The organism is Neobacillus cucumis, from assembly GCF_016908975.1.
Lineage (GTDB): Bacteria > Bacillota > Bacilli > Bacillales > Cytobacillaceae > Neobacillus > Neobacillus cucumis.
Genome location: NZ_JAFBEX010000002.1, coordinates 208696 through 222115, shown reverse-complemented (window position 1 = coordinate 222115; position 13420 = coordinate 208696). Strand labels below are relative to the sequence as shown.

Sequence of the window (13420 nt, the reverse complement as noted above, 5' to 3'; positions counted from 1 at the left end):
AATGTAACAATATTGATTACATGTATTTATTTTAGTTACCTGTAATCGTTTTGTCAACAAATAATTTTGTTCTAAAATTGGTTGCTTCTTTCAGTCACTTTCCTAGTCAAATAAAAAAGGCGATCTCCATTATGGAATAATCGCCTCCTATTAAAGAGATAAATAATTAGTCAATTTTCAAAACAAGTTTACCATTTGCACTGCCTTTTGCTATTTGTTCAAAGCCTTCCGTTGCTTGCTGAAGTGGCAATGTTGTACCAATAATTGGCTGAAGCGCACCACTTGTTAGCATGCCAATGACACCATGGATGCTTTGGTCATATTCATCTTTCGGTGCGTTCCATAGAGCAGTTGCTAAAATATCACATTCTTTTTGCATGGCAAGGCGTGGATTAATTTCGATGGAACCGCGATTCCCAATAATGACAATTTTTCCATATGATGCAATCAGCTTTAAATCTGTCTCTAAATTCTTATTTGCCAAAAACTCAATAATGACATCAGGCCCCTTGCCCTCTGTTAAGGCTAGCACATCTTCAATCGTTGCTTCAGTCACATGATCAATGACAAAATCAGCACCAGCTTGCTGCACAAATTTTTTACCCTCGTGTCTACTGGCTGTTCCAATTACTCTAGCACCGTGAGATTTAGCCATTTGCACAACCTGTAAGCCAACCCCGCCACTGGCTCCATGAATTAGCACAGTTTGACCAGGCTTCAGATAGGCGCGTTGAAATAGTGCACGATAGGCTGTTAAGGCAGGTACTCCTAATGCGGCACCTTGTTCAAAGGATACATGTTCCGGTAATGGATGAACCGATGTTGCATCACATACTACTTTTTGTGCAAATGCGCCTGTACTATGACCATTCATTAAGGACGCAATAAAGACACGATCCCCCACACGAACATTCGTGACTTCTTCTCCAATCGCCTCTACAATCCCAGCCCCGTCTAAGCCTGGGGTATAAGGCAACTGAGGTATACTAAACGCATATGTACCTGTTAATGTGTAAGTATCACTCGGATTGACGCCTGCCGCATGTAATCGAACACATACCTCTCCCTTTCCTGCTGTTACTTCGTCAACGTCTGTATAAACTAATTTCTCAGGTCCACCAAATTCTGTTACTTGAATTGCTTTCATGTTCTCAACCTCCTCAAAATTTATTATATATCGAAAGATTAGATTTACAGTAGTATCTTGGTTTGAAATAGTTTAGTTCCCCAAATTAGTACAAGAACAGTAAAAAGGGACCTTCCTCTTGAAGAAACGACCCTTTCGTTAAACACCATATTTAATCTATTTGAATACAGAATCGTACCATCTTTGATAAAGATAAATGATTGGTAAATGACTAATAATAGCAAAATATAGCCCCAAATTACTCATATTGTTCAACTCATAAAGTCCAACTTTTTCAAAAATAAAAGGGCTAATAATAAATGCTTGTACTGCATCTAATATGATATTAGCGCCAAAAAACAACCAAACGTTGGGATAAAAAAAATAAAATACAAGGATTGTAGTGACAGGAAGTAGCCCATATGTAAACGATGAAACATTTGATAGAAAAAATAAATTTTTTGTAACCGTCCACCAATCCCAAACTTCCGTTATTTGGAAATAAATCGTATACAATAAGACCGTAAAAAACGCAACGGATAAAAAATTTCTTTCCCTGATTGAATTTAGTGGTACAAGTAAAAACCAAGGTACGATCATTACAATCCAAGAAAGGACTTGACCCATTGATGAACCTCCAATAATTTTTTTATCTTTTCCTAAATTGGGTTACTCTTATTCAACTCCCTCCTAGTGAGGCATACATTTTCCTGCTTGGTCCTAATGGAACTAACCGGATAAACTTTCGGATTAAGAATCTGGCTTAATATGAATTAGGTTATATTCAGGAATAGAAAGTCATATATTTTAAAGACGTTAACGTCGACGTTAAATTTTAAAGGGAGTGGTAACTATGTGGCAACTTTGGCTCACTGGATTAATTGGTATCTGGCTCGTCATTTCGCCATGGGTGTACAATTTCTCCGATAACGCAGGCGCTCTATGGAATAGTATTATTTTTGGAATTATTACCTTAATCCTTGCAATTTGGGTAGGATCGAAAAAAGATACCAATAAATCCTAGTCGACTTATAACTGAACGATTGCAGGGGCAACTCCTATTGGGGTTCCCCTGCTGTTGTCTGTACGGAAAGGTATATATGCTGCAATTTTTATTACTGTGAAAGTCAAACCCCATTTTGCATCCCCCTCATCCTCACATTCATATCAAAAAAAGTACAGTTAAAACTAACCACAAGAAGTTTTGTATTTAATCCCCCAATTACTAACTCGACCGGTAGTTAAAAAACAAAAACTCGATCTCCGTAACAAGCCTATTTTTAAATTAAGTACCCGTTAATTCGTATATATTCAACTTGCATCAGTCCAGGTATGTAATTCCTTTGTAATGATTGTAGTGAAGACTTAAAACAAAGTGTACAAGCATTGGAGCATAAAGATGAAATAGATAAAAAATCAACTTTTCATTGAAGGAGGTTTTTATGATGGCTATTCTAGATAAGATCATCTGCAAATTAAAAGGTCACATTTATGAAGAAACAGATCAGAGACCAGATGGATGGGGATATATTGCGACTTGGTTTAGATGTCACCGATGTGGAGATGAAACAGTAGTCACGAAGAGAGAGAACGAAGTTTAATGCTAGTCATCAAGTAACAGTGCCTACTGTATGTTATAATTTGGAGGGTAAAATACAGATAGAGGTGACCATTCTTGGCAATACATGTTGTACTATATCAACCAGAAATTCCGGCTAATACTGCCAATATTGCACGTACTTGTGCCGCAACGGAAACAGCCTTGCATTTTATCCGGCCACTTGGCTTTTCAACAGATGAAAAGATGATCAAACAAGCTGGTTTGGATTTCTGGCAGCTTTTAAACATAACGTATTATGACTCATTAGATGAATTTTTCTCAAAAAATGAAGGTGAGTTTTACTATATTGAGACATATGGTGAAAAACCACATTCATCTTTTGATTTCAGTGATGTATCAAAGGAACACTATTTTATGTTCGGAAAAGAAACAACCGGTTTACCAAAAGATTTAATGAAAAAAGATAAAGATCACTTTTTGAGAATCCCAATGACTGGTAATATTCGATCACTGAACCTTTCGAATACAGCTGCTATATTGGTATATGAGGCTTTACGCCAGCAAGGATTTCCCAATTTAAAATAAAAAAATCTTCCATCTATTGGAAGATTTTTTATTTTAATTTTCTTTACAGAAAATTTGTGCTTATTAAAGTAGTGTCCTAAATGCCTGTCCCCTGTAAATCTATTCAGACTTTTAACAAGTCTATATCCAATTCACGTACTTGATCATATGCTTTTAAACGATATTTAGGTACCAGTGTTTTTCCAAGTTCCCAAGAATTCTCTTCGATTTCTGCTAAAAGCTGTTCTTTTTCTTCTTCTCCACCATAAAAGAGAGTCTTTAAAACTCGTGTATTTTTCCTAAATTCTAAATAATAACCGAGCTGGTGATAAAGTATAATCTTCGAACAGTTTTCATCTGTTTCTTTAATTTTAAAGTTAATTTTAGCGTTATACCCGTTAATTTGTATGTAGTTAAACTTGATCGTATTTGACGATACGTTATAACTTATCGGTAAAGTCAGTTTATTACTGAATTTAATAATTATATTTAGTTTGAGCTATTTTTACTGTATTAGTTATTATCTTCTCGATATCCCTAAACCAACCAAGAGAATCGTCCCCAAGATTAACTAAAATGGTTGAAAGTCAGGTAACTCCTGTCCACTTTTAAAATTCTCATGAAACATTAGTAAGTAGATTTATGTCTTTATTGGTAGATTACTTCATATATTTATTTATTAATATGTCAAGATTCTGACTACATTTTATTGTCTCTTCACTTTGCAAACCAGTATACTTTGCTGATTCAATCATTTTTTTCTTCATTTTATCAATACAATTTAAAATTAAAAATTAAGGTTTATCCACATTCATGCAACCACAAGTCTCCTACACAATATTTTAATAATTAAAAACACAAGATTAATTATAAAGTATTTTAATTCAATAAAATAGTTTTTTGGGGAGAATTTACAAACAAAAAAATGGAGTATGTCCACTCTCTCTGCCCCTTTAATCAATTAGGGGAATCCTTACTTATTCAGAAACAAAGCATAATAATAGTCATGACTTTCTTTGACTGAATTGACATATCGGAAAAATTCGATATATAATGTAAAACATGGAACCAATCGATGTATTTAAGGCGCTATCAAACGAAACTCGACTTAACATTTTACAGTGGTTAAAGGAACCAGAGAAGCATTTCCCTAAACAAGGCGCTCACCTGCCAAAGGAGGTAAGCTACAAAGGTGGAGTATGTGTTGGGGATATTCAAGAAAAGGCTAAAGCTTCTCAATCTACGGTTTCACACTACTTAAATATGATGCAGAAAGCAGGTCTGCTTGAATCTGTTCGTTATGGCCAATGGACTTATTATAGAAGAAACGAAGATTTCATTCGTCAGTTGGCTGAATATTTTAAAACGGAAATCTAAGTTGGGTGATTTCTGTTTTTTATTAAAACTTATATCGATTATTCTAGATATTTATTTATACAGATAATAAGGAGGACTTATCGTATGCGTTACTTCTCGTATTTACTTGCGTTATTTGCAGGTGCAGCACTTAGTTTTGAAGGTGCTATCTACGGTGAACTAGGGAAAACCATCGGACAATTGGAAACTAGTTTTTACAACTTCTTTATGGGTTCAATCATCTTGGGATTATTATGGATATTCTTTGGAAAAGGTAAACTATCATATGCTGTTGAGGCACCTAAATGGTCACTGCTTGGTGGTGTCTTAGGAGTTGTTTATTTAACATCTATTGTGGTTAGTGTTCCCTTTGTTGGTGTTGGGATCACCATGGTTGCAGTAATTATTGGTCAACTGGTCATGAGTATGGTTATTGAACATTATGGTTGGTTAGGCAGCAAAAAAACTAGAATCAATAAAGAGAAGATATTTGCTGTTATTTCAATGATAATTGCACTTATTTTAGTTTACTAGGAGGTCTTAAAATGGATATATTAATGATTCTATTTACCTTATTTGGAGGTATTACACTAAGCGCTCAATCGTCTATCAATGGTACATTTAGTCGAAAAGTAGGAACTATTGAAACTACACTGTTAACCTTTCTAACTGGGACATTGTTTTTAGCCATTTTTATTATCTTTTTTGGACAAGGAAATATCCTTGCCATCCTAGATGTACCTAAATGGCAATTAAGTGCCGCATTCTTAGGCACTATGTACTTACTTCTCACGGTCATGGCGGTACCAAGAATTGGCGTCATAGCAACCAATATTGCTGGTATAGCTGGTCAACTTGTTATCGGTATGTTGATTGATCATTTTGGATGGTTTAATAGTTTAGTAATTTCACTAGATATGAAACGTGCCTTCGCATTACTATTTATGATTATTGCCCTTTATTTAATCTATAAAGGAAATAAACGTTCAAGTGAACAAACAGATGCACAATATTTAAACAAACAAAAAGCTGTAAACTGCTAAATAAAGGTTGTAGTTCAATTCAAACAACGAAAAACACCTATTTGGACTTATATATTAAAACAATATTATAACTTGAAATAAAATTTACTTTTAGTTTGATAATTGAAATTAATCAATTAAGGCAATCCTCATGTTAAAAGGATTGCCTTAAAATTGTCTTTAAATCTTAAAATTTGATTAGCTCTTTATTGCTCTCATAACGAACTTCTATAAAAAATTTCAAAAGACAAAAAACTCTATTAAAGCATGTTATCATAGTATTAACCCTTAATTTTCGCTTATATTTTGCCTACCCTTAAATTTATCTAAAATTTTTATAAAACCAACAAACCCTCTAATCGTAAACAAAGTAAAATTAACACTTGCAAAAGTATGGAAGGCTGACCATTTGTTCCATTTAAATAATCTCGTGTTTTTTTCCATAAACCATTGCCCCAGACTCATAGGAACACTGAAAAGCAAACTTTTCATTAGAATGTTACTAAATTTATCATTATACGATATTTTCACCCAAATAACGCTTAGAATTGGGAAAAATAACATATCATAAAGAATATTTGTTTGAAAAATTTTTGAAAGAGGACGAACTGGGTATTCTATTCTTTTGGTTCCAACAACATAAGCATCAATAAGAGTCGCAATAACACCTTTTGAAAAAAAGATCAAAAGATTTTCTCTCATTTTTGATCCTCTGAATAAAAATGGAAAACATAAAACGCATACTGCTAATAGTAACTTTAACAACTTTTTCTCCACTAATTAACATCCTCTCGACATTCTCATATTGACATCCTTAAAATGCCCTAATTTTGCCATTTATACCCTATGATTATTTATATATTTTTTTATTAAAAACCCTAAATCCGTACATTATATTAGGTCGTTCATTTAAAGGTAATGTATATACACCTTTTTCTTTTTTGAAAACAAAAAGCTAATCGTGAAGTTGCCGATTAGCCTTTTGTGTCAATTATTTATGATTTGATTTCTCAACCCAAGAAATCATCCCTTTTCATAAATCAGTCTAGTTCTCTTACTTCAAACGGTAATAATACTCTTTCAATTTTTTCTCTATGTGGTTCATACTGTGTTGGCAACATTAATTTTTCACCCATTGTCTCTACGGATTCATCATGAGCAAATCCTGGAGGATCAGTGGCAATTTCAAATAGGATTTCTCCATGTTCTCTAAAATAAATGGCATTAAAGTAGTTTCTATCCTGAACAGGAGTGACACCATAACCATTAGCAGCGACATACTTTTGCCAATCCAATTGATCCTCATCATCAATAGCCCGCCATGCAATGTGATGGACTGTTCCAACACCCATTTGTCCACGTCCAATTGGAGTTAATTTAAGGTCGATGATATTTCCAATATCTGCAGTAGAACGGTAACGTGCGAAATCTTCTTCTTTACCGACCCATTCAAGTCCCATCACTTTTTCTAATAATTCGCCCGTTTTCTCAGGTTGAGTTGAGAAAAGAGTTGCACCACCAAAACCTTTTATAGCAACTTCAGGTGATACATCGCCAAAAGTCCAGGTATTAACATCCCCTTCCTCTCTTTCAACGATTTCAAGGTGCAGCCCATGAGGATCATCAAACTCCAAATACTGCTCTCCAAAGCGTTCCATTTTCGTAAAAGGAACATGGAATTTTTCTAACCTTTTTTCCCAGAATTCCATGGCACCTCTCGGAACGACATAAGAAGTGACACCTACTTGCCCGTCTCCAATAATTCCTTGACGAGCACCTGCCCAAGGAAAGAATGTAATGATAGTTCCTGGTTTTCCACCTTCATTTCCGAAATAAAGGTGATAGGTACCTGGATCATCAAAATTGACCGTTTGCTTGACCAAACGTAATCCCAAAACTCCTGCGTAAAAATCTACATTTTCTTGCGGATGCCCTACGATTGCCGTAATATGGTGAATACCCATTGTCTTTTTACTCATTTTTTTCACCCCTATTTAATATAAAATCCAGTTATCCCTTATTTTGTTCCTAATACGGATATTAAACCCGGAGCAATTATCTTAATTCAAATATCTCTAAATAAAGATAATTTAGAATAAAAAAGTATCTAAAGCATATTGTCCAGGACCGATTAATGCTACTCCGATAGCAACTGCAATCAAGGTTAGGTTATACTCATATCCATTCGCTGTTGCCCATAATCCGTTTGCTCCATGCACCTTAACGATTGCCATAACCATGGTGCCTGCGATCATTATAGCTGCAAGTGGTGTTAAAAGTCCTATTGCAAATAAAATACCACCAAGTAATTCTGCTAATCCTGCGAAAAGCGCCATGGTTACACCTGGTTTCATTCCAATCGATTCAAACCAACCACCTGTACCTTTTAAACCATAACCACTGAACCATCCAAATAATTTTTGAGCACCGTGACCTACAAATAATAAACCAACTACTAAACGTATAATTAATAAACCAATATTTAACATTTTTAAAATCCCCCTAAAAGTTTTTGTCTCGAAATCGAGATATTTTTTTAAAAAAAATGTTTGTTAAACATTATTCCTTACTTTTTTCAAAAGCTTTACAAATGTATCTGCCTCATCAGAATTTAATGAATCAAACATATCATTAACGACCTCATGATATTTGGGCATGAATTCGTTCATCCATTCATTTCCCTCTTCTGTTAATGTCACATGAATCGCTCTGCGGTCATCTGGACAAGCATTTCTCTTCAATAAACCTCTTTGTTCAAGTTTATCTAAACAATAGGTCATCGAACCACTTGAGATTAGTATGCATTGACCAATTTGATGAATGGTTTGTTTCCCTTTATGATAAAGTACTTCTAAAACAGAAAATTCCGTAATACTTAACTTGTTTTTTGCCATTTCTTCCTTTATTCGATCATGAATGGCTTTAGATGTTTGCATTAATAACAAAAAGGGCTGATTATTGCATTTCCTCTCCATTTCGTTCACCTCCTCAAATTAATCTTGAAATAAAGTATCTTGAATATGAGATAATAATAATACTTATTAATTTTTTTGTCAATAGCCTTTTTTATTTTAGGTTAGAAAATATAATCGAAAAATAGCAGGGACTGGCTCAATGTGTGTGGAGCAGTCCCTTTATCTTTAACTATAATATGTAAACGTACAATGAACATTTGAAAAAGATTCTCATAACACCATCATTTTGCTACCACCTTATTGGACAAACTTTGTATCACTTCTGGTAATAGTTTGTGTTCAACCTCTTGTATCTTTTTCATTAATGTTTCTTTTGTCTCCACCGAATCAATTGTGACAGCCTGTTGGGCAATGATTGCGCCTGTATCCATGCCTTCATCCACATAATGGACTGTAACTCCCGTGACCTTTACCCCATATTCGAGAGCTTGTCCAATCGCATCTTTGCCTTTAAATGAAGGTAACAAGGATGGGTGAACGTTAATGATGTTTCCCTCATAGGCATGCAACAGTACATGCCCCAAGAGTCTCATATACCCAGCTAATATGATGAAATCTACATTCCTTTCTATTAATTCTTTTAGTATTTCTTCTTCATAGGCTTGTTTGTTGGGATAATCCTTTGCTTTAAAAGTAAAAATCGGAATCAATTCATCCTTTGCTTTGCTTACTGCAAGAGCTTCAGGGTTATCACTGACCAATAAAACGATTTCGACGTTTGTGATTTGTTTCGATTTGATTGATTTTAGTATTGCGGCAAAATTAGTACCAGTTCCAGATGCAAAAACGGCAATTTTCATGGTTATTCCTTCTTGAACACTACGTTTTGGGCACCCTTTTTCACTTCTCCAATCAAGGATACTTCTTCACCTAATGTTTGGAGATGTTCAAGAATTACCTGGGAGTCAACAGAATCGACGATTAAAATCATTCCTATTCCCATGTTAAACGTGCGGAACATATCAAAATCTGAAATTTTACCGGCTTGTTGGATAATCGAAAAAATCTTTGGTATTTTCCAAGACCCATCTTGTATTTCCACCTGAAGATTTTCAGGAAGAATACGTGGAATGTTATCATAAAATCCGCCACCTGTTATATGAACCAAACCGTAAACAGTAAATTCCTTTAAAACGGAAAGGACAGATTTAACATAAATTTTTGTTGGTTGTAATAACACTTCTCCTAAAGTACAACCCAATTCTTCCACATATTCCCCTATTGAGAACTTGGCGTCCTCTAGTAACACCTTTCGGACAAGTGAAAACCCATTACTATGTAAACCGCTTGAAGCAATGCCAATCAGAACCTGTCCTTCTTGGATTTTGCTTCCATCGATAATCTGTTTTTGATCAACCACTCCTACTGTAAATCCAGCAATATCATATTCTCCATCTTGGTACATTCCCGGCATTTCCGCCGTTTCACCGCCAATTAGTGCACATCCGGCCTGCACGCATCCATCAGCGATTCCTTTTACGATCGCTTCGATTTTATGAGGGATGATTTTATCTGTGGCTAAGTAGTCTAGAAAAAAAAGGGGCTCAGCCCCTTGGACGATGACATCATTCACACACATAGCGACGGCATCGACTCCAATGGTATCGTGCTTATCCATTGCAAAGGCTATTTTCAACTTCGTACCGACACCATCAGTGCCTGAAACAAAAACAGGTTCTTCCATTCCCTTTAAATTTGGCTTAAATAATGCCCCAAACCCTCCCAATTCGGTTAAAACTTCCGGACGGAAGGTTTTTTTGACATGTTTCTTCATACGTTCTACGGCTTCATTACCTGCATCTATATCGACTCCCGCTTGACGGTATGAATCGCTCATCAGTCCCACTCCTTTATGGTAAACTTGCTGAAATTTCTTGGATATTGACGTTTTTTAATCTTTCAGACATTATCTCCGGAATTGAATTTCGCCATATTCCTTCTAATTCTTTAATTGATTGCGAAATGACTCTTTGACCGTTATGTTCAATGGAAAAATTCGTTCCTTTTACTTTCCCAATTTCTTTTATTGGGACTCCCATTTCCTTTGCCATATCATTTAATTTCTGAGTTTGTTCTTTTGAAATCGACAGGATAATTCGTGATTGGGATTCGCTAAACAAACTAAGATCCGTTCTTAGTTCATCCGAAAATTGAATGTCCGCCCCTAAATCCCCGCAAATACAGCTTTCTGCAATGGCTACAGCAAGACCGCCCTCTGCTGTATCATGAGCAGATTGCACGAGCCCTTCCTGAATCACTTTAAGTGTAAAAGCCTGTACTTTCCTCTCCAATTCTAAATTGATTTCTGGAGGACGTCCTTCTATTTTCCCTGTCATTAATTTTTGATACTCTGAACCGCCAACTTCAGCTTTTGTTTCACCAACTAAGAAAATCAAATCCCCGTCTTTTTTAAATTCCTGAGTGGTGATATGATCTACATCTTTTACTAATCCAACCATCCCAATGGTTGGGGTTGGAAAAATGGCTTCTCCTTTTGTTTCATTATAAAGACTGACATTCCCTCCAATGACAGGAGTGTTTAGCTGTCGGCACGCTTCACTTATACCGTCTGCAGCTTTTTCAAATTGCCAGAAAATTTCCGGTTTTTCTGGGCTGCCAAAGTTTAAGTTATCTGTAATGGCCAAAGGCTCGGCTCCAGAACAAACTACATTTCGTGCGGCCTCAGCAACGGCAATTGCCCCACCTACATATGGATCTAGGTAAACGTATCTTCCGTTACAATCCGTCGTCATGGCGAGAGCTTTTCGTGTTCCGCGAATGGCAACAACAGCAGCATCCGATCCTGGTATGACTGCCGTATTGGTTCTAACCATATAGTCATATTGCTGATAAACCCATTCCTTACTTGCTATCGTAGGCTTCCCTAAAAGCTGCCGTAAAACGAGATTATAGTCTTTTGGTTCTTCTATTACTGCTGCGAAATCTACTGAAGCATATCGTTCATAATAGGGTGCTTCCTTTGACGACTTACAATAAACTGGTGCGTCTTCTGCCAGTTTGTCAGCAGGAATTTCAGCTACGACTTCTCCCTTATGAAGCAAGCGAAGCATGTTATCATTGGTTACTTTTCCGATGACAGCAGAATGCAGTCCCCATTTTTCAAAAATCTTTTCAACTTCCTTCTCTTTTCCCTTTTTCGCCACCACCAACATCCGTTCTTGTGATTCTGAGAGCATCATTTCATAAGCACTCATGCCTTTTTCCCGTTGTGGAACGAAGTCCAAATTTAATTCAATCCCGTTCCCCGCTTTACTTGCCATTTCGGAGCTTGAGCTTGTTAATCCTGCTGCCCCCATATCCTGTATTCCTACCACATGGCCAGATGCAATCAATTCTAGAGTAGCTTCAAGCAACAATTTTTCCATAAAGGGATCACCTACTTGGACGGCTGGCCGTTTTGCTTCTGAGTTCTCACTTAATTCTTCCGAAGCGAATGTAGCTCCATGAATACCATCTCTTCCAGTTGCAGCCCCAACGTAGATAACAGGATTATCAATCCCTTTCGCTAAGCCTTTTTGGATCTCATCATGATTAATCAAACCGACACACATGGCATTTACGAGTGGGTTTCCTTCATAGGATGGATCGAAATAGATTTCTCCTCCAACTGTAGGAATCCCCATACAATTTCCATATCCGGCGATTCCTGCGACGACATTTTCAAATAAATATTTAGTTTTCGGGTTATCCAGTTCCCCAAAACGCAATGAATTTAATAGAGCAATGGGGCGGGCACCCATTGAAAAAACATCACGGATAATTCCTCCTACCCCCGTAGCCGCTCCTTGGTATGGCTCAATGGCTGATGGATGGTTATGGCTTTCTATTTTAAACACCACAGCTTGTTGATCACCAATATCAACAATCCCAGCGCCTTCCCCAGGGCCTTGCAGAACGTGTGGTCCTGTGGTAGGAAAACGCTTAAGAACGACCTTTGAATTTTTATAACTGCAATGCTCGGACCACATGACACTAAAGATACCGGTTTCCGTATAATTCGGTTTTCTCCCAAGAATTTGTACTACTTTTTCAAATTCTTCATCGGTCAATCCCATTTCCCGGTAAATCCCTTGTTCTGATATTTGCTCAGGGGTAGGCTCTTTATGCTGTTCCATGTTGTTTCCTCCAATAACTTAAAATAGAGGTAAACATCCGTTTACCATCATCTGTTCCAAGCCATTTGTGGACGGCCCTTTCAGGATGGGGCATTAATCCTAAAACATTTCCTCTTTCGTTGATCACTCCGGCAATTTCAGCGATGGAACCATTTGGATTCTTTCCCTCATACCTAAAAACAATCTGATTATTTTTTTCGAGCTGATGTAATGTTTGCTCATCACAATAATAGTTCCCATCTCCATGGGCGATAGGAATACAAATATTCTCCTCTACTTGATAATCTAAGGTAAAAGGAGTTTGGTTGTTTTCTACTTTTAAACGGATGGTGTCGCAACGAAATTTCAGTCTTTGATTTCTTCGTAGCGCACCTGGGAGTAAGCCAGCTTCAGTTAAAATTTGAAATCCATTACAAACACCTAAAACTAACTTCCCTTCATCAGCAGCCTTTTTAACCTCCTCCATTACGGGAGATAGACTAGCAACAGCACCGGGACGCAAATAATCCCCATAGGAAAAACCTCCTGGGACAAGGATGGCATCATACTTTGAAAGATCTGATTCTAAGTGCCAGACATACTCAACAGGCTGTTCAACCGTATCTATAACAGCTTTATACATATCAACATCACAATTGGAACCAGGAAATACTAGAACAGCGAAGTTCACCTTTTAACCC

The 13420-nt window shown here is 36.5% G+C and carries 17 protein-coding genes; 6 read left to right on the top strand and 11 right to left on the bottom strand.

The window, feature by feature from the left end:
- Positions 1-166: 166 nt before the first annotated feature.
- Together JOC76_RS03230 and JOC76_RS03225 are read right to left on the bottom strand one after the other, a co-directional pair.
- Positions 167-1147: an NADPH:quinone reductase gene (locus JOC76_RS03230; RefSeq protein ID WP_205176025.1), complete on the bottom strand. Its 981-nt coding sequence runs from the start codon at positions 1145-1147 to the stop codon at positions 167-169.
- Positions 1148-1303: 156 nt separating this feature from the next.
- Positions 1304-1753, bottom strand: a complete 450-nt coding sequence (locus tag JOC76_RS03225) for a hypothetical protein (RefSeq protein WP_205176023.1) — start codon at positions 1751-1753, stop codon at positions 1304-1306.
- A gap of 226 nt (positions 1754-1979) precedes the next feature.
- Here JOC76_RS03225 and JOC76_RS03220 point away from each other — a divergent pair, with 226 nt between their 5' ends.
- The 3 genes from JOC76_RS03220 to JOC76_RS03210 all read left to right on the top strand — a co-directional run bounded on the left by JOC76_RS03220 (position 1980) and on the right by JOC76_RS03210 (position 3272).
- Entirely contained in the window at positions 1980-2150 is a 171-nt protein-coding gene (locus JOC76_RS03220; RefSeq protein ID WP_205176021.1) for an SPW repeat protein, read from the top strand.
- A 421-nt stretch (positions 2151-2571) separates the two neighbouring features.
- Positions 2572-2727, top strand: a complete 156-nt coding sequence (locus JOC76_RS03215) for a hypothetical protein (protein ID WP_205176019.1) — start codon at positions 2572-2574, stop codon at positions 2725-2727.
- A 74-nt stretch (positions 2728-2801) separates the two neighbouring features.
- On the top strand, positions 2802-3272 hold the full coding sequence (locus JOC76_RS03210; protein WP_205176017.1) for a tRNA (cytidine(34)-2'-O)-methyltransferase: 471 nt from the start codon (positions 2802-2804) through the stop codon (positions 3270-3272).
- A gap of 638 nt (positions 3273-3910) precedes the next feature.
- Here JOC76_RS03210 and JOC76_RS03205 read toward each other — a convergent pair.
- The gene (locus JOC76_RS03205) at positions 3911-4027 is read right to left on the bottom strand and encodes an aspartyl-phosphate phosphatase Spo0E family protein (protein WP_307784685.1); all 117 of its coding nucleotides are present in this window, start codon (positions 4025-4027) and stop codon (positions 3911-3913) included.
- Between the two features lie 286 nt (positions 4028-4313).
- Between JOC76_RS03205 and JOC76_RS03200 the strand changes: the two genes are divergently transcribed.
- From JOC76_RS03200 to JOC76_RS03190, 3 genes are all read left to right on the top strand, one after another.
- Positions 4314-4628, top strand: coding sequence for an ArsR/SmtB family transcription factor (locus JOC76_RS03200; RefSeq protein ID WP_205176016.1), 315 nt, complete (start codon positions 4314-4316; stop codon positions 4626-4628).
- An 84-nt stretch (positions 4629-4712) separates the two neighbouring features.
- Positions 4713-5141, top strand: coding sequence for a DMT family transporter (locus tag JOC76_RS03195; RefSeq protein WP_205176015.1), 429 nt, complete (start codon positions 4713-4715; stop codon positions 5139-5141).
- Between the two features lie 11 nt (positions 5142-5152).
- Positions 5153-5650: a DMT family transporter gene (locus JOC76_RS03190; RefSeq protein WP_205176014.1), complete on the top strand. Its 498-nt coding sequence runs from the start codon at positions 5153-5155 to the stop codon at positions 5648-5650.
- 267 nt (positions 5651-5917) lie between these two features.
- Here JOC76_RS03190 and JOC76_RS03185 read toward each other — a convergent pair whose 3' ends face one another.
- The 8 genes from JOC76_RS03185 to purQ all read right to left on the bottom strand — a co-directional run bounded on the left by JOC76_RS03185 (position 5918) and on the right by purQ (position 13410).
- Entirely contained in the window at positions 5918-6406 is a 489-nt protein-coding gene (locus tag JOC76_RS03185; protein WP_205176013.1) for a CBO0543 family protein, read from the bottom strand.
- A gap of 263 nt (positions 6407-6669) precedes the next feature.
- The gene (locus JOC76_RS03180) at positions 6670-7608 is read right to left on the bottom strand and encodes a ring-cleaving dioxygenase (protein WP_205176012.1); all 939 of its coding nucleotides are present in this window, start codon (positions 7606-7608) and stop codon (positions 6670-6672) included.
- A gap of 111 nt (positions 7609-7719) precedes the next feature.
- Complete coding sequence (locus JOC76_RS03175; RefSeq protein ID WP_205176011.1) at positions 7720-8118, bottom strand: DoxX family protein; 399 nt, start codon at positions 8116-8118, stop codon at positions 7720-7722.
- Between the two features lie 63 nt (positions 8119-8181).
- The gene (locus JOC76_RS03170; RefSeq protein WP_205176009.1) at positions 8182-8604 is read right to left on the bottom strand and encodes a MarR family winged helix-turn-helix transcriptional regulator; all 423 of its coding nucleotides are present in this window, start codon (positions 8602-8604) and stop codon (positions 8182-8184) included.
- A 221-nt stretch (positions 8605-8825) separates the two neighbouring features.
- The gene (gene purN / locus JOC76_RS03165) at positions 8826-9404 is read right to left on the bottom strand and encodes a phosphoribosylglycinamide formyltransferase (RefSeq protein ID WP_205176007.1); all 579 of its coding nucleotides are present in this window, start codon (positions 9402-9404) and stop codon (positions 8826-8828) included.
- 2 nt (positions 9405-9406) lie between these two features.
- Entirely contained in the window at positions 9407-10441 is a 1035-nt protein-coding gene (gene purM, locus JOC76_RS03160; RefSeq protein ID WP_205176005.1) for a phosphoribosylformylglycinamidine cyclo-ligase, read from the bottom strand.
- Positions 10442-10454: 13 nt separating this feature from the next.
- The gene (gene purL / locus JOC76_RS03155; RefSeq protein ID WP_205176003.1) at positions 10455-12740 is read right to left on the bottom strand and encodes a phosphoribosylformylglycinamidine synthase subunit PurL; all 2286 of its coding nucleotides are present in this window, start codon (positions 12738-12740) and stop codon (positions 10455-10457) included.
- Entirely contained in the window at positions 12727-13410 is a 684-nt protein-coding gene (purQ, locus tag JOC76_RS03150) for a phosphoribosylformylglycinamidine synthase subunit PurQ (RefSeq protein ID WP_205176001.1), read from the bottom strand. Before purQ ends, purL begins: the two co-directional genes overlap by 14 nt.
- Positions 13411-13420 lie beyond the last annotated feature (10 nt).

What these genes read in the sequence shown, in the direction of transcription:
- JOC76_RS03180 (WP_205176012.1), bottom strand. Translation starts at nt 7,608, where the DNA reads ATGAGTAAAAAGACAATGGGTATTCACCATATTACGGCAATCGTAGGG.
- JOC76_RS03225 (WP_205176023.1), bottom strand. Translation starts at nt 1,753, where the DNA reads ATGGGTCAAGTCCTTTCTTGGATTGTAATGATCGTACCTTGGTTTTTA.
- JOC76_RS03175 (WP_205176011.1), bottom strand. Translation starts at nt 8,118, where the DNA reads ATGTTAAATATTGGTTTATTAATTATACGTTTAGTAGTTGGTTTATTA.
- JOC76_RS03170 (WP_205176009.1), bottom strand. Translation starts at nt 8,604, where the DNA reads ATGGAGAGGAAATGCAATAATCAGCCCTTTTTGTTATTAATGCAAACA.
- JOC76_RS03190 (WP_205176014.1), top strand. Translation starts at nt 5,153, where the DNA reads ATGGATATATTAATGATTCTATTTACCTTATTTGGAGGTATTACACTA.
- JOC76_RS03230 (WP_205176025.1), bottom strand. Translation starts at nt 1,147, where the DNA reads ATGAAAGCAATTCAAGTAACAGAATTTGGTGGACCTGAGAAATTAGTT.
- JOC76_RS03200 (WP_205176016.1), top strand. Translation starts at nt 4,314, where the DNA reads ATGGAACCAATCGATGTATTTAAGGCGCTATCAAACGAAACTCGACTT.
- purN (WP_205176007.1), bottom strand. Translation starts at nt 9,404, where the DNA reads ATGAAAATTGCCGTTTTTGCATCTGGAACTGGTACTAATTTTGCCGCA.
- purL (WP_205176003.1), bottom strand. Translation starts at nt 12,740, where the DNA reads ATGGAACAGCATAAAGAGCCTACCCCTGAGCAAATATCAGAACAAGGG.
- JOC76_RS03195 (WP_205176015.1), top strand. Translation starts at nt 4,713, where the DNA reads ATGCGTTACTTCTCGTATTTACTTGCGTTATTTGCAGGTGCAGCACTT.
- JOC76_RS03220 (WP_205176021.1), top strand. Translation starts at nt 1,980, where the DNA reads ATGTGGCAACTTTGGCTCACTGGATTAATTGGTATCTGGCTCGTCATT.
- purM (WP_205176005.1), bottom strand. Translation starts at nt 10,441, where the DNA reads ATGAGCGATTCATACCGTCAAGCGGGAGTCGATATAGATGCAGGTAAT.
- JOC76_RS03215 (WP_205176019.1), top strand. Translation starts at nt 2,572, where the DNA reads ATGGCTATTCTAGATAAGATCATCTGCAAATTAAAAGGTCACATTTAT.